General features: G+C 71.9%; 33 protein-coding genes. 21 read left to right on the top strand and 12 right to left on the bottom strand.

Annotated elements, in window-relative coordinates:
• The first annotated feature begins 217 nt into the window (after positions 1 to 217).
• A complete protein-coding gene (locus tag VF825_RS09645; protein ID WP_331112634.1) occupies positions 218 to 739 on the top strand; it encodes an AAA family ATPase in 522 nt (173 codons plus the stop codon).
• 109 nt (positions 740 to 848) lie between these two features.
• Here the strand turns inward: VF825_RS09645 and VF825_RS09650 are convergent, their stop codons facing one another.
• The 4 genes from VF825_RS09650 to VF825_RS09665 form a co-directional block, all read right to left on the bottom strand.
• Positions 849 to 1160, bottom strand: coding sequence for a hypothetical protein (locus tag VF825_RS09650; RefSeq protein WP_331112636.1), 312 nt, complete (start codon positions 1158 to 1160; stop codon positions 849 to 851).
• A gap of 99 nt (positions 1161 to 1259) precedes the next feature.
• Complete coding sequence (locus VF825_RS09655) at positions 1260 to 1547, bottom strand: hypothetical protein (RefSeq protein ID WP_331112638.1); 288 nt, start codon at positions 1545 to 1547, stop codon at positions 1260 to 1262.
• 243 nt (positions 1548 to 1790) lie between these two features.
• On the bottom strand, positions 1791 to 2462 hold the full coding sequence (locus tag VF825_RS09660; RefSeq protein ID WP_331112640.1) for a hypothetical protein: 672 nt from the start codon (positions 2460 to 2462) through the stop codon (positions 1791 to 1793).
• Positions 2463 to 2591: 129 nt separating this feature from the next.
• The gene (locus tag VF825_RS09665) at positions 2592 to 3044 is read right to left on the bottom strand and encodes a MarR family transcriptional regulator (RefSeq protein ID WP_331112642.1); all 453 of its coding nucleotides are present in this window, start codon (positions 3042 to 3044) and stop codon (positions 2592 to 2594) included.
• 81 nt (positions 3045 to 3125) lie between these two features.
• On the opposite strand from VF825_RS09665, the gene VF825_RS09670 reads away from it, so the two are divergent.
• Positions 3126 to 3365 carry a hypothetical protein gene (locus VF825_RS09670; RefSeq protein WP_331112644.1) on the top strand — a complete coding sequence of 80 codons (240 nt, stop codon included), beginning with the start codon at positions 3126 to 3128 and terminating at the stop codon, positions 3363 to 3365.
• A 110-nt stretch (positions 3366 to 3475) separates the two neighbouring features.
• On the top strand, positions 3476 to 3895 hold the full coding sequence (locus tag VF825_RS09675) for a VOC family protein (RefSeq protein WP_331112646.1): 420 nt from the start codon (positions 3476 to 3478) through the stop codon (positions 3893 to 3895).
• A 6-nt stretch (positions 3896 to 3901) separates the two neighbouring features.
• Here VF825_RS09675 and VF825_RS09680 read toward each other — a convergent pair whose 3' ends face one another.
• On the bottom strand, positions 3902 to 4099 hold the full coding sequence (locus tag VF825_RS09680; protein ID WP_331112648.1) for a PLDc N-terminal domain-containing protein: 198 nt from the start codon (positions 4097 to 4099) through the stop codon (positions 3902 to 3904).
• 438 nt (positions 4100 to 4537) lie between these two features.
• Here VF825_RS09680 and VF825_RS09685 point away from each other — a divergent pair, with 438 nt between their 5' ends.
• Genes VF825_RS09685 through VF825_RS09730 form a run of 10 tightly spaced genes read left to right on the top strand, consistent with a single transcriptional unit; the run spans position 4538 to position 10197 of the window.
• Positions 4538 to 5332, top strand: coding sequence for a hypothetical protein (locus tag VF825_RS09685; protein ID WP_331112651.1), 795 nt, complete (start codon positions 4538 to 4540; stop codon positions 5330 to 5332).
• A 41-nt stretch (positions 5333 to 5373) separates the two neighbouring features.
• On the top strand, positions 5374 to 6564 hold the full coding sequence (locus tag VF825_RS09690) for an SRPBCC family protein (RefSeq protein ID WP_331112653.1): 1191 nt from the start codon (positions 5374 to 5376) through the stop codon (positions 6562 to 6564).
• A gap of 6 nt (positions 6565 to 6570) precedes the next feature.
• The gene (gene gvpJ, locus VF825_RS09695) at positions 6571 to 6999 is read left to right on the top strand and encodes a gas vesicle protein GvpJ (RefSeq protein WP_331112655.1); all 429 of its coding nucleotides are present in this window, start codon (positions 6571 to 6573) and stop codon (positions 6997 to 6999) included.
• Positions 6996 to 7775, top strand: coding sequence for a GvpL/GvpF family gas vesicle protein (locus tag VF825_RS09700; protein WP_331112657.1), 780 nt, complete (start codon positions 6996 to 6998; stop codon positions 7773 to 7775). The genes gvpJ and VF825_RS09700 overlap by 4 nt, the downstream gene beginning before the upstream one ends.
• Complete coding sequence (locus tag VF825_RS09705) at positions 7772 to 8023, top strand: gas vesicle protein GvpG (protein ID WP_331112659.1); 252 nt, start codon at positions 7772 to 7774, stop codon at positions 8021 to 8023. Before VF825_RS09700 ends, VF825_RS09705 begins: the two co-directional genes overlap by 4 nt.
• Positions 8024 to 8026: 3 nt before the next feature.
• Positions 8027 to 8602: a gas vesicle protein GvpO gene (gene gvpO / locus VF825_RS09710; protein ID WP_331112661.1), complete on the top strand. Its 576-nt coding sequence runs from the start codon at positions 8027 to 8029 to the stop codon at positions 8600 to 8602.
• Complete coding sequence (locus VF825_RS09715) at positions 8595 to 8939, top strand: gas vesicle protein (protein WP_331112663.1); 345 nt, start codon at positions 8595 to 8597, stop codon at positions 8937 to 8939. The genes gvpO and VF825_RS09715 overlap by 8 nt, the downstream gene beginning before the upstream one ends.
• On the top strand, positions 8932 to 9708 hold the full coding sequence (locus VF825_RS09720) for a GvpL/GvpF family gas vesicle protein (RefSeq protein ID WP_331112665.1): 777 nt from the start codon (positions 8932 to 8934) through the stop codon (positions 9706 to 9708). Before VF825_RS09715 ends, VF825_RS09720 begins: the two co-directional genes overlap by 8 nt.
• Positions 9705 to 9914, top strand: coding sequence for a gas vesicle protein (locus VF825_RS09725; protein ID WP_331112667.1), 210 nt, complete (start codon positions 9705 to 9707; stop codon positions 9912 to 9914). The genes VF825_RS09720 and VF825_RS09725 overlap by 4 nt, the downstream gene beginning before the upstream one ends.
• Positions 9907 to 10197 carry a gas vesicle protein K gene (locus tag VF825_RS09730; RefSeq protein WP_331112669.1) on the top strand — a complete coding sequence of 97 codons (291 nt, stop codon included), beginning with the start codon at positions 9907 to 9909 and terminating at the stop codon, positions 10195 to 10197. Before VF825_RS09725 ends, VF825_RS09730 begins: the two co-directional genes overlap by 8 nt.
• A 76-nt stretch (positions 10198 to 10273) precedes the next feature.
• Here VF825_RS09730 and VF825_RS09735 read toward each other — a convergent pair whose 3' ends face one another.
• Complete coding sequence (locus VF825_RS09735) at positions 10274 to 12691, bottom strand: glycoside hydrolase family 31 protein (RefSeq protein ID WP_331112671.1); 2418 nt, start codon at positions 12689 to 12691, stop codon at positions 10274 to 10276.
• 177 nt (positions 12692 to 12868) lie between these two features.
• Here VF825_RS09735 and VF825_RS09740 point away from each other — a divergent pair, with 177 nt between their 5' ends.
• Positions 12869 to 13120 (top strand): hypothetical protein, encoded by a 252-nt coding sequence (locus VF825_RS09740; RefSeq protein ID WP_141786802.1) that lies wholly within the window; start codon positions 12869 to 12871, stop codon positions 13118 to 13120.
• 75 nt (positions 13121 to 13195) lie between these two features.
• Here the strand turns inward: VF825_RS09740 and VF825_RS09745 are convergent, their stop codons facing one another.
• Complete coding sequence (locus VF825_RS09745) at positions 13196 to 14029, bottom strand: alpha/beta hydrolase (protein WP_331112674.1); 834 nt, start codon at positions 14027 to 14029, stop codon at positions 13196 to 13198.
• A gap of 324 nt (positions 14030 to 14353) precedes the next feature.
• On the opposite strand from VF825_RS09745, the gene VF825_RS09750 reads away from it, so the two are divergent.
• Positions 14354 to 14911, top strand: coding sequence for a flavodoxin/nitric oxide synthase (locus VF825_RS09750; protein WP_331112675.1), 558 nt, complete (start codon positions 14354 to 14356; stop codon positions 14909 to 14911).
• Between the two features lie 25 nt (positions 14912 to 14936).
• Here VF825_RS09750 and VF825_RS09755 read toward each other — a convergent pair whose 3' ends face one another.
• Positions 14937 to 15770, bottom strand: coding sequence for an alpha/beta fold hydrolase (locus tag VF825_RS09755; protein ID WP_331112677.1), 834 nt, complete (start codon positions 15768 to 15770; stop codon positions 14937 to 14939).
• Between the two features lie 387 nt (positions 15771 to 16157).
• On the opposite strand from VF825_RS09755, the gene VF825_RS09760 reads away from it, so the two are divergent.
• Positions 16158 to 16616 carry an Hsp20/alpha crystallin family protein gene (locus VF825_RS09760; RefSeq protein ID WP_331112679.1) on the top strand — a complete coding sequence of 153 codons (459 nt, stop codon included), beginning with the start codon at positions 16158 to 16160 and terminating at the stop codon, positions 16614 to 16616.
• 63 nt (positions 16617 to 16679) lie between these two features.
• Here the strand turns inward: VF825_RS09760 and VF825_RS09765 are convergent, their stop codons facing one another.
• From VF825_RS09765 to folE, 4 genes are all read right to left on the bottom strand, one after another.
• Positions 16680 to 18257: a DUF3352 domain-containing protein gene (locus VF825_RS09765; protein WP_331112681.1), complete on the bottom strand. Its 1578-nt coding sequence runs from the start codon at positions 18255 to 18257 to the stop codon at positions 16680 to 16682.
• A gap of 84 nt (positions 18258 to 18341) precedes the next feature.
• Complete coding sequence (locus VF825_RS09770; RefSeq protein ID WP_331112683.1) at positions 18342 to 18611, bottom strand: DUF1876 domain-containing protein; 270 nt, start codon at positions 18609 to 18611, stop codon at positions 18342 to 18344.
• 84 nt (positions 18612 to 18695) lie between these two features.
• A complete protein-coding gene (locus VF825_RS09775; RefSeq protein WP_331112685.1) occupies positions 18696 to 19916 on the bottom strand; it encodes an NAD(P)/FAD-dependent oxidoreductase in 1221 nt (406 codons plus the stop codon).
• Positions 19917 to 19959: 43 nt separating this feature from the next.
• Complete coding sequence (folE, locus tag VF825_RS09780) at positions 19960 to 20604, bottom strand: GTP cyclohydrolase I FolE (RefSeq protein ID WP_331112687.1); 645 nt, start codon at positions 20602 to 20604, stop codon at positions 19960 to 19962.
• A gap of 88 nt (positions 20605 to 20692) precedes the next feature.
• Between folE and VF825_RS09785 the strand changes: the two genes are divergently transcribed.
• From VF825_RS09785 to VF825_RS09805, 5 genes are all read left to right on the top strand, one after another.
• The gene (locus tag VF825_RS09785; protein WP_331112689.1) at positions 20693 to 21367 is read left to right on the top strand and encodes a helix-turn-helix transcriptional regulator; all 675 of its coding nucleotides are present in this window, start codon (positions 20693 to 20695) and stop codon (positions 21365 to 21367) included.
• A gap of 195 nt (positions 21368 to 21562) precedes the next feature.
• Positions 21563 to 22132 (top strand): DUF4352 domain-containing protein, encoded by a 570-nt coding sequence (locus tag VF825_RS09790; RefSeq protein ID WP_331112691.1) that lies wholly within the window; start codon positions 21563 to 21565, stop codon positions 22130 to 22132.
• A gap of 109 nt (positions 22133 to 22241) precedes the next feature.
• Complete coding sequence (locus VF825_RS09795) at positions 22242 to 22889, top strand: GntR family transcriptional regulator (protein WP_331112693.1); 648 nt, start codon at positions 22242 to 22244, stop codon at positions 22887 to 22889.
• Positions 22886 to 24232, top strand: coding sequence for an MFS transporter (locus tag VF825_RS09800; protein ID WP_331112695.1), 1347 nt, complete (start codon positions 22886 to 22888; stop codon positions 24230 to 24232). The genes VF825_RS09795 and VF825_RS09800 overlap by 4 nt, the downstream gene beginning before the upstream one ends.
• Before the next feature lie 106 nt (positions 24233 to 24338).
• Positions 24339 to 24860: a GNAT family N-acetyltransferase gene (locus VF825_RS09805; RefSeq protein ID WP_331112697.1), complete on the top strand. Its 522-nt coding sequence runs from the start codon at positions 24339 to 24341 to the stop codon at positions 24858 to 24860.
• Positions 24861 to 25115: the final 255 nt, after the last annotated feature.

The raw sequence follows: 25115 nt of genomic DNA on the forward strand, positions 1-25115 counted from the left end.
TCGGGGACGACTCTGCAATCCAGCGTGACCGACCTGACCCCGGACATCGGCTCTTCGGATAAGCCACTTCCCGGACCCGCCAACAGTCAGCCTAAACCGGCCCTCCCGGCGGTGTCTTGACACAAAGGGGTGCCATGAGCGGTCGTGGGAGGCTCAGCGGGCGGCGCACATCGAAATGCGCATGATCCCGCGCCAGATGGCCGGATACCGTCCAGCGATGGGCATGCAGAACTACCTGATCGAGGGCGTCTCGGGCACCGGCAAGACGTCGGTCTGCAAGGAACTACGCCGCCGTGGCTTCCACGCCATCAATGGTGACACCGACCTGGCCTATCAGGGGGACCCGGAAACGGGTGAGCCGACGGACGGCTTGCCGTCGCACTGGCATCACATCTGGCACGTGGACAGAGTCCGAGCCTTGGTCGCCGACGAGAGCGACCACTTCACCTTCTTCTGTGGCGGCTCGCGCAACTTCTCGAAATTCCAGGATCTGTTCGACGGCGTCTTCGTCCTTGAGATCGACCCGGACACTTTGAACCGGCGACTCGATCAACGAGCCGGGGACGAGTTCGGCGCTCAGCCATCGGAGCGCGATCTCATCGTGCGACTGCATCACACCAAAGAAGACACCCCCAAGAATGGCATCCTGATCGACGCCACCGCACCGCTTGCCCACGTCGTCGACGAGATCCTTCGCCGAGCGAAAGCGATCGAGGGCCACAATGCAGATCGCGCCTGAATCGTGATCGCTCTGCCGCTCATCGGCAGTCCCGGACGTCGTCCTTCGCGCCATGTCAGGGCGGTTTCTTGTCCAGGTGTCTCAGGCCGCTGGTGGCAGAGATGAGGGCTCAGGGCTCGAACGAGACGCGCACACCCTCGCCGGTGTCCTCGCTGCCCGGAGCAGTCTTGACGGCGTAGGCCCGCTCGAGGCGATCGAAGTCGGCCAGCACACCGCGGGCGATCGCGATCACCCGGTCCTGGTCGGGACCGTAGGCGTAGAAGCAGATCTCGGGCCCCTCCTCCTCGGCGTCGTCGACGAAGCCCGCCTCCTGCGACTCCAGCGTCTCGCCCATCGTCACGACCATCTCGTCAAGCTCCACCAGCCACGCCGAGTCGGCCGGGTCGATCGGCATGCGGATCTGCACTTCGAGCTCAGTCATGTCGCGCACGCTAGAGGACGTGGGGGTCGAGCACGCGGCACGCGACGGCGACGCGCGGAGGGCCCGACGTGTCTGCCGAGCGTCAGCTCCGGGGCGTGCTCAGCCCAGCTCGGCCGACACGTAGGACAGGGCCGTCATCATGGTGCAGACCAGAGTCGACCCGATGGCCAGACCGAGGGCGAGGGCGTTCAGCCAGGGCCGTCGTCGAAGCAGCCACGCGGCAAGGCAGGTGGCCAGTCCGACGAGCCAGCCGGGCGTCAGTGTCGTCACCGCGATGAAGACCTCGCCGGTGAGGTACCAGCCGACCGCGACCCCCGCCATGGCGACTGCGAACCGCCCGGCGATACCGAGCACCTCGGCCCGCCTGGGCATGCCCTCCTCTGCCATGACCGACCCCCTCGCGTCTGCTCGCGAACGCCCTCAGTCTGACCGGTCAGGCGGGGTGGCGCAGTCCGTCGACGGGGTGAGTCGCAGCGGACCTGGCAGGGCAAGCGCCGCAAGGGGCCTGTCCGCAACCCCTCATGACGGCCCGCGGTCCGTGCCAGGGCCACGGCACCAGACATGCGGTTCGCCCGCCCAGGGGGCCGGGACGGGCGGACTCTGCCGGTGCCAGCCGACCTGGCCGACGTCTCAGCTGACCTGGCCAGCGGGGGGCACAGCAGCCCCCGGAACATCGCCCGGACCGTTGCCCGGGCCGTGGCTGTTCACCGAGATCGTCTTGAGGTCCTTGCTGACCTCGAGCATCACCGGTGAGCCGGACTTGGTGCCGAACACGTCGTAGGAGCCGTCGGGGTCCTTGCGGACCTGGGTGACCGTGATGGCCGAGTCCTTGGCCTTCACGGCGTCCTTGACCGTCGTCAGCGCGCTCCCCGTGACCGGGGTGTCGTTGGAGCCACGGCCGGGACCGCCCGCGCCCCCGGGCCCACCGTGCCCACCGGCGTGGCCGCTGGTGATGGTCTTGAGGTCTTTGCTGACCTCGAGCATCACCGGTGAGCCGGACTTGGTGCCGAACACGTCGTAGGAGCCGTCGGGGTCCTTGCGGACCTGGGTGACCGTGATGGCCGAGTCCTTGGCCTTCACGGCGTCCTTGACGTTGGTGAGCTCGGTGCCGGTGACCGGGGTGTCGTTGGATCCGCGGCCCTGGCCCGGGCCCTGCGGGCCGGCATTGGTGGAGTAGTACCCGGTGGCCGCCGGGGCGCTCGCGGGCGTTGACGCGTTGGCCAGCGCCGCCCCTCCGGCGACGAGGCCGGCGGCGGCGGCGAGGATGCCGGAGGCCGCGGTGATGAGTCGGGTGTTGCGCACGGTGATGCTCCTGTCTGGTCGTGTGTGCCCGGCCAGTGGCGAGGCCTGTGCTGAAGACCTTCGCGACGCCGACTGTGGCCGACCTGTGCGGACCATGGGGCGCTGCTACGAGGTGCGCTGGCTGGCGGGCTACCCGCGGGTCGCCTCGATGACCCGGGTGAGCGCCGCGTGCAGGCCCTGCAGCTCCTCGATGCTCATGCCCAGCCGCTCGATCACCTGCGGAGGCACCGCGAGGGCCTTCTCCCGCAGGCGTCGGCCCTCCTCGGTGAGGTCGACGGCAAGCGCCCGGTCGTCGCGGGGGTGCCGGCCACGCGTGACCAGGCCCAGCGCCTCCAACCGCTTGAGCAGCGGGGACAGGGTCGCCGGCTCGAGGCTGAGCAGGCGGCCGAGCTCGCGGACGGTGAAGGGCGAGGTGCCCCACAGCGCCAGCATCACGAGGTACTGCGGGTGGGTCAGGCCCAAGGGCTCCAGAATCGGGCGGTAGAGAGCGATGACGTTGCGCGAGGCCACTGCCAGGGCAAAGCAGACCTGCTGGTCGAGGGCGAGCAGGTCGGGCTCCTGCGTCGCGTCCGCGCGTTCCAACGCCACCTCCGGTTCGACAGGGCATCCGATGGTTCGTACACTAATGATTAGTGCACTAACGATGCAACAGGTGAAGGATCCATGGACCGTACTCCCGGCACGTCGTCCGGACTGTTCGCGCGACTGGAGCGACGTCTCAAGCCCCTCTTCGGTGGCGCGCAGGTGACCGCCATCGACGCGCCCCCGACGCCGCTCAGGCGCACCCGGGAGTGGACCTGCGACGCCTGTGGTCAGCCGCTGCGCGCCCACGTCTTCGACGACTCCCTGCGCGGGCGGATGTACTGCCCCGACGTGCACCCCGAGGTGCACCCGGCCCGCTGACCGCGGCGGCGAGTGCCGAGCGCATCGACTCACCGATGAGTTCTGCCCGCGTCCGGCGTTCCACCTGACGAGGAGCCTGCAACAGTGGGCCCCAACCGAGGAGGACCGTCATGGACTGGAAGCTCGAAGTCGTCATCGCGCCCGTCAGCGACGTGGAGCGCGCGCGGGAGTTCTACGTCGACAGGCTGGGCTTCCGGCTGGACACCGACTTCGCCCCCCACGAGCACTTCCGGGTGATCCAGGTGACGCCTCCGGGCTCCGCCTGCTCGATCGTCTTCGGCACCGGACTCGGCGGTGGCGTCGCGCCGGGGTCGCTCAAGGGCGCGCACCTGGTCGTGGACGACATCGAGAAGGCCCACGCGATGCTCCAGGAGCGTGGCATCGACAACAGCGGCCCGCAGCACTTCCTCGATGGCCAGATGACGCCGGGCGTGGAGCCGAACCACGCCGACTACGGCACGTTCATCTACTTCGACGACCCCGACGGCAACACCTGGGCCGTCCAGGAGGTCAAGCACCACGCCCGCTGAAGGGGGTCAGCGACGCGGCGGCAGGGGCCGCCCTGCGAAGAACCACAACAAGGCGCCCAGCGTGCTTCCCAGCACCAGGACGACCACCCACACGGGCCGGGTGAAGGTCCTCATGTCGCGCTCGTCGGTGTGGGTGAAGTCCCAGAGGCAGTAGCCCCAGAACGCGACGGCCACGACTCCCACCACCACCGGCCCGGCGTCCATGTCGCACCACCTCAGGGTGCCGCCGTGACGATCCGGCGGTCCGGCTCGATTCTGCACCCGGGCCATCGTGCGCGCTCGCCACGGTGCCCGGGCGGCATACCGGTATGCCGTGTCGCCCCCTCCCGGGGACCGGCACGGTCCACCACGGGACACGCGGTCGTCGCTGCCTGCCGGCGTGAACGGCGCCGCCGAACTACGCGTTCCGGCGGAGCCGTCGGTGCGCCGTTCTCGGGAGGCTGGGCGAGCCATGTGCGGCCGTCTGCAGAGCCCGGCGCGGCTGTGACGACGTCGTCTCATGGCACGCCTCAGCCCCGGGCGGGTCGCGGGCGAAGCACCCCCGCAAGGCTGTCGGCGCGCAGCACACCAGTGACATCTCGGCCCGCGTTTGCGTTTGAACTGCTCCGGCACGGGGCAGGGGGCCGTCCTGAGGAGGCAGACGTGGACAACACAACCAGAACAGCAACCGCAATAGCTGCCGGCTACTTGTTGGGCCGGACGAAGAAGATGAGGCTGGCGATCACCGTGGCCGGCCTCCTGGCGGGCAAACGGCTGGAGGCCAGTCCAACCGATCTCCTGCGCCGTGGCGGTGAGCTGGCCAAGTCCTCGCCCGAGCTGGCGAAGCTGACCGAGCAGGTCCGCGGCAAGCTCTTCGACGCAGCCAAGGACGCGGCGGTCGTCGCGGCCAGCAGCCGGCTCAACCGCGTCAGCGACAGCCTGCGCGACCGCAGCGAAGGGTTGCGTGGCGTGCTTCCGGCCGGTCAGGGCGAGGAGGAGCCGGAGGAGTGGGACGAGGAAGAGGAGTGGGCGGAGGAGGAGCCTGAAGAGGGCGAGGAGGAGCCCGAAGAGGAGCCTGAAGAGGGCGAGGAGGAGGCCGAGGAGGAGGCCGAGGAGCCCGAAGAGGTGACGGCCAAGCGGCCCTCCAGGGCCGGCGGACGCCGCCCTGGACGGCCACGCCGCAGGGCCGAGGAGACGGCACGTCCGGCCCGGCGCGAAGCCAAGAAGGCGTCCGCCCCGGCGAAGAAGGCCGCGCGACCTGCCGCCAAGAGCACCACGGGAGCAGCCCGCAAGGCCGCCGACAGCGGCCAGCGCTCAGCCGGTCCTGCGAAGAAGACCGCAGCGAAGAAGGGTGCGGCCAAGAAGACCGCAGCGAAGAAGACAGCGGCCAAGAAGACGGCGGCCAAGAAGACCGCGGCGAAGAAGACCGCCTCCTCGAGCCGGTCGTCGGGTAGGTGAGCGCCATGACGGACACGGCACGTAGTGCGTCGGGCGGAGCGATGAGCGGCATCCTCAAGCAGCTGCCCATGGACCGGCTCAAGGACGAGGCGGGCAACATGGTCAAGGCGCTCGGGGACAAGGCGGTCTCCAGCGCCGAGGACCGGATCGGCGGCCTCACCGACCGGCTCACCGAGTTCACCGAGAGCGGCGGCATGAAGAGCAGGGCCGTCAAGGAGGGCGCCAAGGCCGCCGCGGAGGGCAAGTCCCCGGTGATGGGAGCGCTCAAGGGCGGCGCCAAGGGCCTGGTGGACAAGGCCAAGGACGCCGTCACCGGCGGCGGGGGTGGCGGCAAGGAAGGCGGCAAGGGCCCCAAGGTCACCAACATCATCGAGGAGATCGACATCGGCCTGCCCGTGCGCGTCGTCTACAACCAGTGGACCGAGTTCCAGCAGTTCCCCAGCTTCATGAAGAAGGTGGAGGCGGTCGAGCAGATCGAGGACGACAAGATCAAGTGGAAGGCCCAGGTCTGGTGGTCGCACCGGACGTGGGAGTCCACGATCCTCGAGCAAGTCCCCGACTCGCGGATCGTCTGGCGCTCCAGCGGCCAGAAGGGGTATGCCGACGGTGCCGTCACCTTCCACGAGCTGTCCCCGGAGCTGACCCGGGTGCTGCTGGTCCTCGAGTACCACCCGCAGGGGTTGTTCGAGCGCACCGGCAACATCTGGCGCGCCGTCGGCCGCCGGACCCGCCTGGAGTTCAAGCACTTCCGGCGCCACGCGATGACCGAGACCATCCTGCACCCCGACGAGGTCGAGGGCTGGCGCGGCGAGATTCGCGACGGCGAGGTCGTCAAGACCCACGAGGAGGCACTCGAGGAGGAGGAGCGCGAGCAGCAGGAGGGCTACGAGGAGGGCGAGGAGGAGCCCGAGGGCGAGTACGACGAGTACGAGGGCGAAGAGGAAGGCGAGGAAGAGGAGCCGGAGGAGGAAGAGGGAGAGGAAGGCCCCGAGGACGAGTACGAGGAGTACGAGGACGAAGAGGGCGACGAGGAAGAGGAGCCAGAGGAGGAGGAAGAGGAAGAGGAAGGCCCCGAGGACGAGTACGAGGAGTACGAGGATGAAGAGGGCGACGAGGAAGAAGGCGAGGAAGAGGAGCCCGAGGACGAGTACGAGGAAGAGGAGCCCGAGGAGGAGCCACCGTCCCGCCCGTCCCGCCGCCGTAGCCAGTCACGAACAGCCAGGAGTCACTGAGCACCCATGACCGTCGCGACCACATCTCCCCGAAACCAGGGCGGCTACCTCAGCCGGCCCTCGCCCAGCGGCCTTGCCGACGTCCTCGACATCATCCTCGACAAGGGGATCGTCATCGACGCCTACGTGCGTGTCTCGCTGGTCGGCATCGAGATCCTGACCATCGACGCGCGCATCGTCATCGCCAGCGTCGACACCTACCTGCGGTTCGCCGAGGCCACCAACCGCCTCGACCTCTACCAGCAAGGCGGACAGACCCTCCCCGAGCTTGTCGAGGACATGGGCTCGAGCGCCGCCAGCGCGAAGACCCATGGCGTCATCTCCGGCGCCAAGAAGGCGCTCACCGGTGGCGATGGCGAGGACGAGGAGCGGCCGCGGCGGCGCAGCTCCAGCAGCTCGGGCTCGCGCACCCGTCGCCGGGCGGAGCAGGAATGACGCACACAGCCCCGGCCCCCACCGCCGTCGAGACCGCGACGGAGTGGTACGTCTACGGCGTGGTCCGCGCCGGCGACGGGTCAGGCGCCGTGACCGACCTCGCCGGGGCCACCGGCGAGGCGGTCACGGTGATCGTGCACGGAGAGCTCGCCGCCGTGGTGGAGGCCGTCCCGGAGGTCGGCGACGTCCCCGCATCCCGGTTCGTGCGGGCGCACGCCCGCGTGCTCGACGCCGTGGCCGCGCGGTGCTCCGTGCTGCCGCTGCGCTTCGGCACCGTCGTGGTGTCCGACGAGGCCGTCGTGGACGAGCTGCTCGCGACGGACCAGGACCACCTCATCGCGGCGCTGGAGCAGCTCGACGGACACGTCCAGCTGCTGCTCCGGGCGCGCTACGTCCTCGACACCGTGCTGGGCGAGGTCGTCGCGGAGCACCCGCAGGTGCGTGAGCTGCGAGCCCGCACCCGTGACCTCCCGGACGACGCCGCCATGCCCGAACGGGTTCGCCTCGGGGAGCTCGTCTCGCAGGCGATCGAGTCCAAGCGCGCCGCAGATCGCGAGGCCATGCTGGAAGCGCTGCACCCCCACGCCCAGCGGTGGTCCGTCCGGCCCTCCGGTGGCCTCGACGGGCTGCTCGACCTGGCTGTGCTCGTGGACGAGCGCGCTGCCGCCGACTTCGAGGCACACGCGCAGGCCGTGGCGGAGCAGATGGCCGGGCGGGTGGACCTGCAGCTGCTCGGGCCCATGGCGCCGTACGACTTCGCCTCGGACGGGGTGTGACGTTGGGCTTGTTCACCGGGCTGATCACCCTGCCCCTCGCGCCGGTCCGCGGCACGGTGTGGGTGGCCGAGCAGCTGCTGGCCGCGGCCGAGGAGCAGTACTACGACCCGGCCGCCATCCGGGCCCGGCTCGAGGAGATCGACCGCTTGCGCCAGGAAGGCGCCATCGACGAGGAGGCGGCGCAGGCCGAGGAGGAGCAGCTCGTGCAGCGGCTCCTCGAGGGCCGGCGGCGCCAGGAAGGAGGCTGAGCCATGCCGACACAACGCAGGAGCACCGGCTCACCACGGTCGACGGAGGGCGAAGCCCCGTCCGGCACGGGCGCGGCGAAGAAGACCGCGGCGACGAAGAAGGCGGCTGCGAAGAAGTCCACGACGAAGTCCGCTGCCAGGAAGCCGGCCACCACGAGGACAGCCGCGAAGAGGACAGCCGCCCGGTCCACGCCGCCGGAGGGCAGGACGGGCTCGCCCTCGCGGGCACGTTCGGACGAGGCGTCCAGCCGCGAGCCCGACCAGGAGCGGGAGCAGGAGGGCACCCGGGAGCGGGAGCCGGAGCCGGAGCGCCGGAGCTCACGCCCCTCGGCGCGGGAGGTGGCCACCATGGTCGCCGACGAGCTCGAGGACCTGACCGGCAAGGAGCCCGAGAGCATCGTCCGGCTCGGCCGCGACGACGACGGCTGGGTCGTCGGGATCGAGGTGGTCGAGAGCCGGCGGATCCCCGACTCGACGGACATCCTGGCCATCTACGAGGTCCACGCCGACGATGACGGGTCGCTGCGCAGCTACGAGCGCACCCGTCGCTACACCCGGGGGCGGACCGTCGATGAGTGACCAGCCGATGACCGCACCGGCTGCCCGCAACGGTGCCCGGCGCGACATGGGGCCGGCCATCGCCAGCGCGCCCCAACCCGCCAACCTTGCGGACATCCTCGAGCGGGTCCTCGACAAGGGCATCGTGATCGCGGGCGACATCAAGGTGAACCTGCTCGACATCGAGCTGCTCACCGTGAAGATCCGGCTCATCGTGGTCTCGGTCGACAAGGCCTCGGAGATGGGCATCGACTGGTGGCGCAGCGACCCGACGCTCAGCTCCCACGCCCGGGAGCTGGCGGAGGAGAACGACGACCTGCGCCGCCGGATCGAGGGGTTGGAGGCCAGGGATGACTGAGCAGGGCGTCTACCTCTACGCCATCTGCCGCCGCGAGGACGGCGCCGGCCTCGCCGGTTCCCCCGGGGTCGGCGGCAGCGAGGTGCGGTTGCTCGACGCCGGCGAGCTCGGCGCGGTCGTCAGCTCGGTACCGCTCACCGAGTTCGGCGAGGAGGGGCTGCGGCACAACCTCGAGGACCTGCAGTGGGTCGAGGCGGTGGCGCGTGCCCACAACGCCGTCGTGGCGGAGTGCTTCCGTCGGGGACCCGTCGCCCCGGTGAGCCTGGCCACTGTCTACTTCGACGATGCCGCCGTCGTCGACCGGGTGAGCAGCTGGCGTGCGCAGGTGCTCGAGGCGCTGGCGCGCGTCGACGGGTGCAGCGAGCTCGGCGTCAAGGTCTACCAGCCCCAGAACCAGCAGGCCGGGGTGCCGGCATCGGTCCCGGCCGCGTCGTCCGCTGCGGGCGCCGGCGCGGCCTACCTGCAGAAGCTGAAGGCTGACTCGCAGCGACGCGAGTCGCGCTCGCAGGCCCTGGCCGCGGCGGTGGAGCAGGTGCACCACCGGCTGTCCGGGGGTGCGGTGGCCAGCCGGCGGCACCCGGTCCAGGACCCGCGGCTGTCGGGGCACGCCGGGCAGATGGTCCTCAACGGCGCCTACCTCGTCGACGCAGGGGCCACGGAGCAGTTCCGCAGCCACGTCGCCGCCATCGCCGCCGACCACCCCGACCTCGAGCTGGAGCTGACCGGCCCCTGGCCGCCGTACTCGTTCGTCACGCTGGAGGCGACATGACCACCACGCTGGCGCGCTCGGAGCCGTCCACGCCGGTGCTCGGCAACGTGACCCTGGTCGACCTGCTCGACCGGCTCATCGGCACGGGGGTCGTGCTCGCGGGTGAGGTCACGATCTCGATGGCCGGGGTGGACCTGGTGCGGGTGAGCCTGCGGGCCCTCGTCGCCACCGCGAGCGCAGCGCTGGAGGAGGCGGTGCATGACTGAGCACGCCCTGTTCGGCCCCCGGCTGGAGACCGACGCGGACTCGGTCGAACGTGACCTGGTGCGCCTGGTGCTGACCGTGGTCGAGCTCATCCGCCAGCTCATGGAGCGGCAGGCCCTGCGCCGGGTCGAGCACGGTGACCTGACCGACGAGCAGACCGAGGCCCTCGGCCTGGGCCTGATGCGGCTCGAGGAGGCCATGCGGGAGCTGCGCGAGCGCTTCGGCCTGACCGCGGCCGACCTCAACCTCGACCTCGGTCCGCTGGGGACGCTCCTGCCCGAGTAGCTGCCGCAAGCACGCCGGGTATGCCGTGCCCCTCACCTCCGCTGGGAGGTGAGGGGCACGGCATACCGAGGGGTGGTCAGACCTCAAACGAGGCGCGGAAGCCGTTGCCGCTGTTGGGGATCCGGAAGCCACCGTCGGTCGCCGCGACCTCCGCGCCATCGACGGTCACGGCCGACGGTGTCGCACCGTGGACGACGAGGTGGAACGCCTGACGGGCGAACTCCGGGTAGCCCTGGCCTTCGACCGAGGCGTCCACCGTCACCGTGCCGCCGGAGCGGGTGAGCGTGAACGTCGTGTCGTAGCAGGCGCCCTCGCGCGCGGCGAAGGTCAGCCCGTCGTCCTCGACCAGCCGCGAGGTGTGGGTTCCGTCGGTCTGTGGCACGAACACGTGCAGCTCGACCACGTCGGGGTGGTGGTCCTTGGTGGTCGCCGGCGCCTGAGCCCACATCGGGATGACCGCGCCGCCGCGGGCGTAGATCGGGATGCGGTCCATCGGCGTCGGGGCGACGAAGAAGCGAGACCCGGTGAGGACCTCGCCGGTGTGCCAGTCGTGCCAGTCGCCGGCGGGCAGGTAGACCTGCCGGGAGGTGGCGCCGGGCTCGAGCACGGGGGCGACGAGCAGGTCGGTGCCGAAGAGGTACTGGTCGTCGAGGTCGCGCACCGTGGCGTCGTACTGGTGGTCGAAGACCAGCGGGCGCTGCACCGGTTCGCCGGTCTCGGACGCGCGGATGAACGCCGAGTAGATGTAGGGCATCAGCCGGTAGCGCAGCTTGACTGCCGCACGGACGATGTCCTGCACCGCGTCGCCGAACGCCCAGGCGTACTGGTCGACGTTGCCGATCTCGGAGTGGTTGCGGCAGAACGGCGTCAGCGTGCCGTACTGCATCCACCGCAGGAACAGCTCGGCGTTGGAGTTGCCGGCGAAGCCGCCGATGTCGGCGCCGACGAACGCCTGCCCGGAGATGCCGAAGCCCGAGCCCATCGCCACGCCCAGCCACAGGTGGTCCCAGCGGGAGAAGTTGTCGCCCATCCAGTTGGCGGCATAGCGCTGGATCCCGGCGAAGCCGGCCCGCGACAGGATGAACGTGCGCTGCTCCGGCATCGCCTTGAGCAGGCCCTCGGTGGTGCCCATGGCCATGAGCAGGGCGTACTGGTTGTGGTAGCGCTCGTGGGAGTACTGCCCGTTGCAGAACCGCATCGTGTTCGCGCGGATCGACCCCGTGGCCGGCTCGTTCATGTCGTTCCAGATGCCGGCCAGTCCGGACTGCACGTGGGCGGCGTTGAGCTCGCCCCACCAGGCGCGGGCTTCCTCGGTGACGAAGTCGGGGAAGGCCGTGTTGCCCGGCCAGACCTGGCCGATGTAGGTGTCCCCGCCCTCGGTCTTGCAGAAGACGTCCCGTTCCAGGCCCTGGTCGAACACCTCGTAGCCGGGGTCGAACTTCACTCCCGGATCGATGATAGTGATGACCCGGTAGCCCTCCTCGGACAGCCGCGCCAGCATCCCCGGCGCGTCGGGGAAGCGCTCCTTGTTCCACGTGAAGACGCGGTAGCCGTCCATGTACTCGATGTCGAGCCACAACGCGTCGCAGGGGATGTCGTGGTCGCGGTGCCGCTTGCCGATGGCCTCCACGGCGTCCTGGCTGTAGTCGAACCAGCGGCACTGGTGGTAGCCCAGCGACCACAGCGGCGGGGGAGCGGTGCGCCCGGTCAGCCAGGTGTAGTCGCGCAGGATCGCCGGCATGTCCGGCCCGGCGAAGATGTACTCGGTGTACTGCCCGCCGGCGAAGCTGATGCGGTACTCGTCCTTCGCGGAGAACTCGTAGCTGCCCCGGTAGCCGTTGTCGACGAACGAGGCCGCCATGGTCCCCGCCGGGTAGCTCTGGTGGTAGAAGAACGGGATCGACACGTAGAAGGGGTCGAAGTCGACGCTGGTGCGGTCACCGCGCGGGTCGCCCGGCTCCTTTCCCGCCGTGAACTCGGCCGTCTCGTGCTCGTTGAGCACGTCGGTGTTCCACAGGGTGAAGTCCCGGCCCTTGCGGTTGTGCCGGCCCGACTTCTCGCCCAGGCCGAAGACGGCGTCCTCCTGGCGGCACCGGCGGCGCAGCGTGAACGAGTCGTTCAGCGTGGCGTAGGCCCAGTAACGGCCGTGCTCGTCGGCGGCGGTCTCGACGACCGGTGTGCCGTCGGCGCGGTGCACGTCGAGGCGGAACGGGTCGAGCCACAGGGAGACCACCATCGAGGAGGTGATGACCCGGACCCGGTCCTCGTCGCGTTCGACACGGAAGTCCACCGGCCGCGAGAGCGGGTCGGTGCACACCGCGAACGTTGGCGACTCGTCGAACACCCCACCCCGGCTGATCTTGACCCGCACCACGTCGTCGGCCACCAGCTCGACGCGCAGCTGCTCACGGTGCAGCCCGGCGAGCAGCCCGCGCGGGGTCTCCTCCACCGAGTCGACCCGTTCGAAGCGGATGTAGTGGTCGGTCTGCAGCACGGGGCTCTCGCCTTTCGGGGGTTGGTCTTCGGGTGCCCACCGGCCGTCGGCGGGTGGCCGCGCCCATGCTTCCGGCGCCCCGACCCGCCGCGCAAGGCGGGGTCCCGCCGGTGGGACGGCCGCCCGGCGCGTCGGGGACCCCCACCGGATAGGACAGGTGTTCGATACGCTGGGGCCATGACCGACGTCCCCCGCCTCGCCGGCCGGCAGCCGCGCTCGCTGGCGCCCGAGCAGCTCGGGCAGCTCGACGTGACCACAGCCGCCCAGCCGGCGCGGGTGCGCGCGTGGGTGGTCTGGGAGGACGGCGTCGAGGAGCTGGTCCCGGCGGTGGCCGTCGCGTGGACCAAGCGGGCGGTGCGGGTGCGTTGGGGTGCCCCGCCGCACGTCTTCGAGACGTGGGTCTGGGCCGGAGCCGTCGAGCGCGCCTGAGCGCGGTCCGCCTCCCCTGACCCTCCTCCGGGTCAGGACCGCCAGACTGCCGACCTGTCTGCGGGGTTCAGGACCTCAGCGGTTGCCGACCAGGTTGAAGCGGCCCAGCGCGATGCGGGTGATGTTGACCAGGGACAGCGTGCCCGGCGTGAAGTAGCCGTTGTGGCCGTGCGAGGTGCCCGTCGGCAGGTGCAGGGCGCCGAAGCCGGGGTCGGTCGGGTCGGCGCCGTGCCCGATGTCGCCGATCGTGGTGTGCGGAACCATCGAGATCGGGTCGTCCGGCGCGGTGCCGGCCCACACCCGGCCGCGGGCGTGCAGCTGGCCGACCGTGGAGACGTCCATCCCCGGGGCGCCGACGGCGACGATGTCGCGGGCGTTCATCCGGGAGGCGGCGTGCGCGCAGACGACGGCACCGTAGCTGTGGCACACCACGCTCACGTCGGCGCGCTTCGCCTCCATGTTGACGAAGGCGGCCAGGCGGGGTGCGCCCTGGACGGCGCGGGTCGACTCGGCGGCGTCGAGGTCGACGGTCGACGGAGCGTCGTAGTCCAGCCACACGACCACGGCAGTGCGGCTGTGCGGGTCGAGCTTCTGAGCCTCGGCGAGGATGCCTCGTGCCTGCACGGCCGGGTGACGACGGGTGGCCTCGGACTCGTCGAGCAGGGCCGCGGCGTTCCAGCCGACCCCGGGGACCAGCACGACGATGTGGTCGGCGTGGTCGATGTCCCCGAACGCCTCGATCACTCGCCCCTGCCCGCGGTGGTCGGACATCAGCACCTGGCCGGCCGGCTGGCCGGTCATCGTGGGCAGCGCGTCCGTGTCCTCGGACAGGCTGTGGGCGACGGCTGGCGTCGCGTTGAGCGCGAGCGCGGCCAGGGCGGAGACGATCAGGGTGGGCAGGCGTTTCACGGGCGTCGAGAGTCCTCGGCGTCGGGGGAGCGGGCCGCACGGGAGCGACACATGACGGACCGGCACGAACAGGCCCGTCGGGCGGCGGTGAGCCGCCCGCGCAGGGGGGACTGGCCCCCGATTCTAGCCGCGAACCTGTGAACCCGGGCATCGAGCGCGTCTCCGGCGCCAGGACGCGGGGTGCCCCGGGCGGGAGCTGGCACCTGCGGTGAGCGGTCCCGGTGACCTCGGCCACGCGAGGCCTGTCCTCAGAGGGCACCTGAGGACCATGTGCCCTGCCCGGCGCGTCGGCGCACGTCAAGGCTTCTGTGAGGAGGTGCCGCCATGGAGGCAGTGATCATCTACGAGAGCCTGTTCGGCAACACCCACGCCGTCGCCGAGGCGATCGCCGAGGGGGTGCGCCACGCCGACCAGCACGCAAGGGTCCGACTGGTGCGGGCCGGCGAGGCCGAGGCCGCGGACAGCGCGGCGGTCGACCTGCTCATCGTCGGCGGCCCCACCCACGCGTTGCGCATGAGCTCCGAGCGCACCCGGCAGTCGGGCCTGGCGGGGGAGGAGAAGAAGGCCGAGTCCCACGGCCAGCACCTCGACCTCGAGCCCGGCGCCGAGGGGCCCGGCCTGCGGGAGTGGTTCGCCTCGCTGGCCAAGGTGGGTGCCGGGCACCGGGCCGCCGCGTTCGACACGCGGCTGGGCTCGCACCTGGCCGGGGGCGCCGCGCACGGCATCGCCCGCAAGCTGCGTCACCACGGCTACGAGATGGTGGCCCCGCCGCAAGGTTTCGTCGTGGAAGGCACCGAGGGGCCGCTGACCAAGGGCGAGCGGGCGCGCGCCCAGGCCTGGGGCGCCTCGCTGGTGCCGGCACCGGCCCACACGCAGGTCTGAGCGCGAACCGTCCGGCCGGGCCCGGTCAGGCCGGGCCGGGCGCGCTGTGCACTCGCGCCACGACGGCGTCGGCCACGGCCTGCGGCTCGTTCTCGGGCAACCAGTGGCCGGCGTCGAGCTCGACGAACTCGTACGGCGCGGCGACGTAGCCGGCAGTGCGCTCGGCTGCCGGCCGGCTGAGCGCGAAGTCGTGCCGGCCCCACACGTAGGTGGTCGGCACGCGGGTGCGACCGCCGCCGCCTGGCTCCTTGCGGGTTGCCGGGATGCCGCGGTACCAGCCCAGCGCGGCGGTGAGGGCACCCGGCTCGGCCAGCCGGGCGGCATACCGCTGGGCGTGCTCGGCGGGGACGCCGCTGCGGCGCAGGGAGTCGGCCAGCCGTGGACCGACGACCTGCTCGGGCAGCCAGGGCAGCTGGAAGGCGAGCATGTACCAGCTGACCAGCGCCTGCCGGGTGTGCGTCCAGGCCCACATCATCGCCGCCGGGTGCGGGGTGGACAGCACGGTCAGCGACGCCACGCGCTGCGGCTGGCGGCCCGCCAGTGACCACGCGGCGCTGCCGCCCCAGTCGTGCCCCACGACGTGCGCGCGGTCCAGCCCGGCCGCGTCCAGCAGCGCGACGAGGTCGGCGGTGATCTCACCCATCCGGTATGCCGCGCGGCTGCGGGGGCGGGCCCCCGGGGAGTAGCCGCGAAGGTCGGGCGCGAGGGTGCGCAGGCCGGCGGCGTGCAGCAGCGGGGTGACCGCGTCCCAGGCGGTGTGGTCCTGGGGGAAGCCGTGCAGCAACAGCACCGGCTGCCCCTCACGGGGCCCGCTGTCGAGGACGTCGAAGGTCAGCCCGTCACGGTGGTACTGCCACATGCCGAAACCCTAGGGCGGGAGCGGCCGGGGTGCCTGCCGGAGCACATGGACGGGGGCGCGTCCCCTGCGGCCGCGCCCCCCAGCACGAGTTCCGTCTCCGGCGATCAGCGTGCTGGCCGGGCATGTACCCCGATCGGGCGCGCTTCATGCACGGTCAGCGGGTCAGCGTCAGCAGCGCGAGGTCGTCGCGCAGCTCGCCGCCCGCGATCCGGAGCACCTCGCGCGTCTTTGCCGAAGAACAAACCGGTATGCCGGGCCCTCAGGCCCTGCCGGCCGCACCGCTGCGGCGGTACGCCTAAGGGGTGGCGTGGCGGCGCCTGACCTGGCTCGCCGCGCACCGGCCGCAGCCGCCGTGGCTGTGGCACGGCATACGAGGAGGTGTTGGTGGTGGCGTTCAGCTATGACCCGTTCCGTGATCTCGACACCCTGACCGAGCGCATGCTCTCCCGCGCCTCGGACATGGGGCAGGCCATGCGGTCGATGCCGGTGGACCTGTTCCGCTCCGGTGACCACTACGTGCTGCGGTGCGACCTGCCCGGGGCCGACCCCGGCTCGGTCGACGTCGGCGTCGACGGGCGCACGCTGACGATCCGCGCGCAGCGCTCGGCGCAGCCCGAGGACGTCGAGTGGCTGGCCCAGGAGCGGCCGACCGGCACGTTCGTCCGCCAGCTCACCCTGGGCCGCGGACTCGACCTCGACCGGATCGAGGCGACCTACGCCGACGGCGTCCTGAGCCTGAGCCTGCCGGTGGCCGAGGAGGCCAAGCCGCGCCGGATCCCGATCGCGGTCGGCGGCAGCTCCGAGCAGCCGACGGTCGAGGCTCCGGGAGCCCCGTCGGCGACCTGACCGGACGGACCGGACACGGCGGTGCCCCGGAGCGAGAGGCTCCGGGGCACCGCCGTGCGGGCGTCAGTTGCCGACGACGCGCAGCGTGAACCGGGCCTCGCCGTTGGCCGTGACCGACCCGGAGGCGCCGACCGCGCGCAGCGCCTTGACCAGGTCGCGGTCCTGCGCCGGCACCTGGTCGAGGTAGCTCTTCTCGAGCCGGTCGAGGTCGGCGAAGAGGACGTACTGGGCGTCCTTGGCGTCCGGCACCGCGGCGGTGAACGCCGTGCTGTCGCCGAGGGTCCCGTCAGCGGTGAGCTTGCCGAGGTAGTCCCGGGAGCTGGCCAGGTAGAACTGGTCGCCCTTGGCCTGGTGGACGATCGGCAGCTCGCCGCCGGACTGGAGGGCTAGGCGCTCCAGGCGGGTGACGACCGCGTCGGCCCTGGAGGCGTCGGTGGTCACCCGGGCGCCGAACTGCGGGTTGTCGCCGGAGGCGAAGTCCTGGTCGGGCACGGCGAGGACGAGGTTGCGCCCCAGCAGGGTCTGCAGGTCGCCCGGCAGCGAGATGCCGAGCTGGGACTCCATGGCCTTGAGCTCGCCGGTGACGTCCTCACCGGGGGTCTGGGCGCCGATGCCCTTGACGATGCCGTCCCAGCTCTGCCCGATGGCCTGGTCGAGGCCGGAGACGGACAGTGCCACGGCGGTGTCGGCGGGCAGCCGGGTGATCGTGGAGCCGGCGGTCGCGGTCGGCTTCTTGACCGACGTGGCGCCCCGGGAGACACCCACCAGCTCGATCGCGTCGGCGTCGAAGCGCAGCGCGAACGCGGCGCGGCCGGCGCCCTTGAGGTCGCCTCCGAAGGTGCTCAGCGCCGCCGGGGCGTTGTCTCCGGAGAGCGCGCCGGTGTACTTCGCGAGGGCGGCGAGGTCGACCCAGCCGGAGGCGACGCCCTGGTCGCCCACGGCGGCGACGTCACCGGCATACGTCGTGGAGTCGGCGAGGGTGCCCTTGGCGAGGGCGGCGGTGACCGCCTTGCCGTTGCCGGCCGAGGTGAGCAGCGCGTAGCCGTCCTTGAAGGTCACCTCCGGCTTGTCGGTGTCGCCGGCGGACAGCTTGGCGATGCCGGCCCGGGCCTTGGCCTCGTCCTTGACCTGCACCACGACGAGCGGCTCGGGGTCGGCGCCCTCGGACTTCGGCGGCAGGACCGCAACCGCGATCCGGTCGCCGAGCCAGGGCTCGATGTCCCTGGCGTAGCTGAGGTCCTTCTTGCCGCTGCGCTCGATCAGCGCGTCCACCAGACGCTTGCGGGGGTCACCGCTGTCCACGGCGCCCTTGACCTGCGGCACCTTCTGCAGGAACCGCACCGCCGAGACCTTCTGGCCGAGCGAGGGGTCGGTGTCCACCCGCAGGTAGGCCAGGGCGGTGGACGGGACGAGGGTGTCCGGCTGCGGGCCGCCGCCGATCAGCTTCAGGCCGAACGCCGCCGCGGTCAGGGCCAGGGCGACGACAGCGAGGGCGACGACGCCCCAGATGACCGGGCCGCGCCGGCGCCGGGCGGGTGCGACCTCGGCCGTCGGCTCGGCGGGCGTCGGGTCAGTGGCCGTCGGTTCGGCGGCCGTGGGGTCGCCCGGAGGGCGTGCGGGATCGGGCTCGTGCGATGACATCGTGGGTCCCCCTGGGAAGTGCGTCGCTGGCGGCCGAAGCCTAGTGCTCAGCGGGGACCCATCCGCGCAGGTCAGCCGAACCGGTCAGTGGTTCAGGTGCACCGGCTTGTCGCTGACCGCCGAGATGTCGCCCGAGGCGGCATCGAGCAGCTGGGTGGCGAGGTCGGCCAGGGCCCGGGAGATGGCCACCTCGTCGCCGATCTCGGCCACGTCGGCGTCACCGGGCTTGCGCCGCGCCGTGCCGTGGCCAGTGTGCAGCGGGCCGTCCGGGTGGTGCAGCCGTGCCTCCGCACGGGTGTCGCCGTCGTGCTCGTCGACGTAGATGTCGACCGTCAGGTGCATGGTCCGGGTCATGGTGGCCTCCGCCCCTCGGGGTTCCAGCCTCCTGCGCCGGCCCCCGGGCGGGTCAGGGGCGAAGGTCCCCGCGGAGCCCCCAGCTCAGCCCAGCAGCTCGCCGAGGTCGACGGATGGGTCGGCCAGGTGGTCGACGTCGACGCGGGCGCCGGACCGCACCAGCGCCTTGATCCCGTCGGCCTGGTCCCAGATGTTGGCGTTCATGCCCGCCAGCACCTGGCCGTCGCGCACCCAGAACGCGAGGAACTCCCGGCTCGCCGGGTCGCCGCGGAACACGATGCGGTCCCACTCGGTGGCGTAGCCGTTGTACTCCATGCCGAAGTCGTACTGGTCGGAGTAGAAGTACGGCACCCTGCTGTATGCCGTGCCGGCACCCAGCATGTTGCGCGCCGCCGCCGGCCCCTGGTTCAAGGCGTTGGCCCAGTGCTCGATGCGGATCCGCTTGCCGTAGAACGGGTTCATGGCGTTGGCGACGTCCCCGGCGGCGTAGATGTCGGGGTCGCTGGTGCGCAGCTGCTCGTCGGTCAGGACCCCGTTGTCGACCTCGAGCCCCGCTGCGCGGGCCAGCTCGTCGCGCGGGGCCGCGCCGATCCCGACGACGACGAGGTCGCCCTCGACGAGGGTGCCGTCGGAGGTGCGCACGCCGGTCGCGGCGTCCGTCCCCTCGATCCGGTCCACGCCGGTGGACAGGTGCAGGTCGACCCCCTTGTCGGCGTGCAGGTCGCGGTAGACCGCGCCGACCTCGGGCCCGAGCACCCGCTCCAGCGGCACCGCCTCGGGGGCGACCACCGAGACCTCGGCGCCGAGCATCCGGGCGCAGGCCGCGACCTCCGAGCCGATCCAGCCGGCGCCGACGACCACCACCCGGGACGCGCCCTGGATGGCGGTGCGCAGGTCGGCCGACTGGCCCATCCGGCGCAGGTAGACGACCCCGGGCAGGTCGGCGCCGGCGACCGGGAAGCGGCGCGGGGAGGCGCCGGTGGCCAGCAGCAGCCGGTCGTAGCCGAGCCGTTCGCCGTCGTCGAGGACGACCTCGTGGGCGCCGGGGTCGAGCGCGGTCACCGTGGTCGACGTGCGCAGCTCGATGTCGTGACCGGCATAGAAGTCGGCCGGGTGCACGTAGAGCTTGTCCGCCTCCTTCTTGCCGAGCAGGAAGCCCTTGGACAGCTCGGGGCGCTCGTAGGGGCGCTCGGTCTCCTCGCCGAGCAGGACGACCCGCCCGTCGAAGCCCTCCTCGCGCAGGGTCTCGGCGGCCTTGGCGCCGGCCAGGCTGGCGCCGACGATGACGAAGGTCTGGGTGCTCACAGCGTTCCCTACTTCCTGGGTGGTGCCCGGGTCGGACGCGGGGTCAGAAGCCTCGTGCCAGCGTAAAGAACTCCTGCCGGGACCGCGCGTCCTCGCGGATCAGCCCGTGCACGGCCGAGGTGACCGTGCGGGAGCCGGTGGCCTGCACGCCGCGCAAGGACATGCACAGGTGCTCGGCCTCGATGACCACGCCGACGCCCTTGGGGGCCAGGTGCTCCTGCAGCCACCCCGCGACCTGGGTGGTCAGCCGCTCCTGCACCTGCAGGTCCCGGGCGAACAGCTCGACGACGCGCGCGAGCTTGGACAGCCCGAGCAGCCGCGGGCCGGGCAGGTAGCCCACGTGCGCCACACCCCGGAACGGCAGCAGGTGGTGCTCGCAGAGCGACTGCACCGGGATGTCGCGGGCGAGCACGAGCTCGTCGTAGCGCTCCTCGTTGGGGAAGGTGGTCAGGTCGAACTCGCGCGGGGTGATGAGCTCGGTGAGCGACTCGGCGACCCGGCGAGGAGTGTCGGTGAGATGCTCGGTCGCCGGGTCCTTGCCCAGGGCCCGCAGCAGGTCCGCCACCGCGCGCTCGGCCGCGGGCAGGTCGACGCCGTCGCGTCCGTGCACCACGCGGAGCCGGCGAGGCGCCTCGCTCCCGGTGGGCAGCGCGCGGGTGGGGGACGGCTCGGGGGCGGCGGAGGTCATGGTCGCGGTCCTTTCTAAAAACTGGTTCTCTTGAAATTAGAAGCCGGATCTCTCTTCCGTCAACCCCGTTGGGTTTTACAGTGGTGACGTGGACACCAGACCGGGAGACGACCTCGATGCGGCCGCGGCGCTCGCCGAGCCGACGCGGCGACGCCTCTACGACTTCGTCGCCCGCTCCGGGCGACCCGTCGGCCGCGACGAGGCGGCGGCAGCCCTCGAGCTGCCGCGGCAGACCGCCGCGTTCCACCTGGACCGGCTGGCCGACGAGGGTCTCCTCGACGTGCTGTTCGAGCGCCGCACCGGCCGGGTCGGACCGGGGGCGGGACGGCCGGCCAAGCTCTACGTGCGCTCCGCGCGCGAGGTGTCCGTACAGTTGCCCGAACGTCGCTATGACCTCGCCGGACTGCTGCTCGCCGGGGCCGTGGAGGAGGCCGAGGCCTCGCAGGAGCCACCCCGGCTCGTGCTCGAGCGCCGCTCCCGGGCGTTGGGCGCCGGGGTCGGCGCCCGCGAGGCGTCCGGGTCCGTCACCCGGGCCCTGGAGGGGTTGGGCTTCGAGCCGGCGGCCGAGGGGGAGGACCTGGTCCTGCGCAACTGCCCATTCCACGACCTCGCGCGTGAGCACACGGCGCTGGTCTGCGGCATGAACCTCCACCTGGTCGAGGGCCTGCTCGACGGCCTCGGCGACACCGGGATGGTGGCCCGCCTGGCCCCGCAGCCCGGCCACTGCTGCGTGCGTCTGGAGCCGGCCCCTCCCGCGACCTGAGCCGCGGCGTCCGGGCCGGGCAGGGGCCCTGCCCGCGGCTTCGCGGAGGAATCTGGCGAACTGCCGGACAGGTGCGCACCCAACCCACACAATGGGGGCGGCCACCGGGCACGTGACGTGCCGAGGCCGACCCCAGCTGCCTGCCCTGCGGCGCTCCGCGCTGCCCTGTGCCCGTCTGCAAGGAGCCCTTCCCGCATGCCCGCGCGTCCTCCGGTCATCGACCGCACCTTCGTCGTGCACCCGGGCCACCACCGCCGCAACCGTGTCGTCGCCGTCGTCGGCACGATCGTCCTGGCCGGTGTGGTCAGTGCCGCCGCCTCGGGTGGCAGCTCGCAGGCCTCGGTCCGGGGCCAGCAGGCCGCCGCGGCCGAGCACCGGACCACGGTGCGCGACGGCCGGCTCGAGTTCGACGTGACCGGGCTGACCTGCGGGCTGTCCTCGGTTGGCACGGAGAGCTTCGGTCAGCGACCCCGCGGGCAGTACTGCCGGGTCTCGCTGACGGTGGAGAACGTCGCCGACCAGCCGCAGTCGCTCTTCGCCGACAACCAGCTGCTCGTCGACGCCAGCGGGCACAAGTTCTCCGCCGACAGCACCGCGAGCATCTACGACGGTGGCGACAAGGTGCAGACGATCTACCAGGAGGTCGCGCCGGGTGAGTCGGTCAGCGGCGACGTCTACTACGACGTCCCGCGGTCGGCCCGCCCCGCCGCGGTCGAGCTGCACGACTCCGCCTACTCCGACGGGGTCACGCTCAGCCTGCGCTGACCCGGGCCGGTGACCCGGCCCAGACGAGCCGACAGGGCGCGCGCCGAGGGGGTGGGCGCCCTGTCCCCTGTGCGGGGCACGTCCATGATGCATCTAAGATAGATGCATCATGGACACATCCTCGGGTATGCCGTCCGCCTCCGAGCGGACCTACGCCCACCTCAAGCGCTCCATCCTCGACGGCACCCATGCCGGGGGAGTCCTGGTCACCGAGGGCGAGGTCGCCGAGGCCGTGGGGGTGTCCCGGACACCGGTGCGTGAGGCGCTGCTGCGCCTGGAGGCAGAGGGCCTGGTCCGGCTCTACCCGAAGAAGGGCGCACTCGTCATACCGGTCTCGGCCGAGGAGGCGCGCGACGTCGTGGAGGCGCGCGAGCTGATCGAGCAGTGGGCCGCCGACCGGGTGTGGGCACGGCGCAAGGAGGTGCTCGACGACCTCGCCGCGCTGCTGGAGCATATGCGGGACGCCCGCCGTCGCGGGGCGGTGGCCGAGTTCAGCGAGGCCGACCGGGCCTTCCATGAACGGATCGTCGCCGGCGCCGGCAATGCCGTCCTCACCCGGCAGTACCGCTCGCTGCGGGAGCGCCAGATGTGCCTGACCAGCACGGCCATGCGGGTCGCCGACGGCCGGATGGACAAGGCCGTGCAGGGGCACCGGCAGCTGCTGGAGCTGCTGCGCTCGGGCACCAAGGCAGCCTTCCTCGCAGCCACGCGCGAGCACCTCGAGCTCGCGCGCGAGCAGGCCGGGGTGGCCCGGTGACCCCGCCGCCCGCGCACCTGCAGCCGACCGACCCGACCCTGAAGCACCCGCTCGGCGGACGCCGCGCCTGGCTGGTCTGGACCGTCGCGATCGCGGTCTACCTGCTGGCCGTCTTCCACCGCACCTCCCTGGGGGTGGCCGGGCTGGTGGCCGCGGAGCGGTTCCACATCAGCTCCGCGCAGCTGGCGACCTTCACGATGGTCCAGCTGTTCGTCTACGCCGGCATGCAGATCCCCGTCGGGGCCGCCCTCGACCGGTTCGGCTCGCGGCGGATGCTGACCATCGGGCTGACCCTGATGACGCTGGCGCAGTTCGGCTTCGCCTTCGCCGACACCTTCGCCGAGGGCGTGGTGGCGCGGGTGTTCGTCGGCATGGGCGACGCGATGGTCTTCATCAGCGTGCTGCGGCTCGTCGCCCTGTGGTTCCCCGCTGCCCGCACCCCGATGGTCACCCAGGTCACCGGCCTGGTCGGCCAGCTCGGTGCGCTCGCAGCCGCCGGCCCCCTGTCGGCGGCCCTGCACGGGCTGGGCTGGACCCGCTCCTTCGCCCTGGCCGCCTCGCTGGGTGTCGTCGCCGGCGCCCTGCTGCTGGTGGTGGTGCGCGACTCGCCGTACGAGGACCACCACCGCGAGGAGCTGAAGATGAGCGCCGTGGCCCGGGCCCTGCGGCTGGCCTGGGAGACCCCCGGCACCCGGCTCGGGCTGTGGTCGCACTTCTCCTCGCAGTTCGGCGCGAACGTCTTCACCCTGCTGTGGGGCTTCCCGTTCCTCGTCTCGGGTGAGGGCCTGAGCGAGGCCACGGCGAGCACCCTGCTGGGGCTCATGGTCGTCACGACGATCGTGTGCAGCCCGGTCATCGGCACCTTCGTCACCCGCTGGCCCTACTCCCGCTCCACGCTGATCCTGTGGATCGTCGCCGCGATCGTCTCCGTGTGGACCGCGGTGCTGCTCTGGCCCGGCCGGGCGCCGCTGTGGCTGCTCGTGGTGCTGGTGGTCGTCACGGCGGTCGGCGGCCCCGGTTCGATGGTCGGCTTCGACCTCGCCCGCACGTTCAACCCGCCGACCCGCATCGGCAGTGCCACCGGCATCGTCAACGTCGGCGGCTTCTTCGCGGCGCTGTCCACGGTGGCGCTGGTCGGTGTCGTCCTCGACCACGTCGCGCCGGGCGGTCCGTCCACCTACACCGTCGGCTCGTTCAAGGCGGCGATGTCGGTGCAGTACCTGGTGTGGGCCGTGGGGGTCGTGCAGATCCTGCGCTACCGGCGCCGCACCCGGGTCCACCTGCGTGAGCAGGACCCCGCCATGTATGCCGCGCTGCGCGGCGAGCGCGTCCCCGCCGCCTGAGTCTGGGCCCCACCGTCCCTCTCGGCGCAGGTTGCGCAGGTTTGTCGGGGCGGTTGGCGGGAAAAGCCTGCGGCGGGTGTGGGCGCGGACCGTTAGGTTCGCGGGCGTGACTGGAGCCACCGAGACCGCCGCCTTGTCCCACCTGCCCGTGCGCACGGCCCGGCTGGACCTGCCGGTGTTCACCCGTGAGGACGTCACCGCCATGGTGGAGGGCAGGCGGCTCCCCGGCTGGGCCGAGGGCTACCCGCGCGAGGACGACCTCGACGTCGCCCGGCACGTGGCGGCCCTGCCGGCGCCGGGGCCGCAGGACCTGCCGTGGCTGCCCCGGCACGTCGTCGTGCGCGAGATCGGGCTGGCCGTCGGCAGCGTCGGCTTCTTCGGGCCGCCCGGGCCGGATGCGACGGTCGAGATCGGCTACGGGCTCGTCGAGGGCGCCCGGCACCAGGGCTACGCCTCCGAGGCCGTGGCGGCAGTGGTGGCGGCGGCGCACGCGGCCGGGATCCGGCTCGTCGTCGCCCACACGCTTCCCGACAACGTGCCGAGCCAGGCGGTGCTGCTGCGCAACGGGTTCCTTCCCGCCGGCAGCAACGAGGACGGCGAGCTCCGCTTCGAGCGCCGTCTGCGCTGAGCCTCTCCTCGCCGAGCTGGACCTTGGTGCCCCTTCGCCGGACGCGAAGGGGCATCAACGTCCAGCTCGACGGCCCTGACCGGGGGGACCGGATGCCGTCGGCGGCGGGCGGGTCGACCTGAGCCGCCCGCCACGGCCCTCCGTGACCAAGTTGTGACCTCGCGGCGGATCGGCGCCTGTCGATACGCCGACCTCCGAGGTGACCTGCGAAAAGACACCCCTGTCATTTCCATCCGAGGCGTTCCCGCAGGTCAG

This window comes from Oryzihumus sp., assembly GCF_036391795.1.
Lineage (GTDB): Bacteria > Actinomycetota > Actinomycetes > Actinomycetales > Dermatophilaceae > Oryzihumus.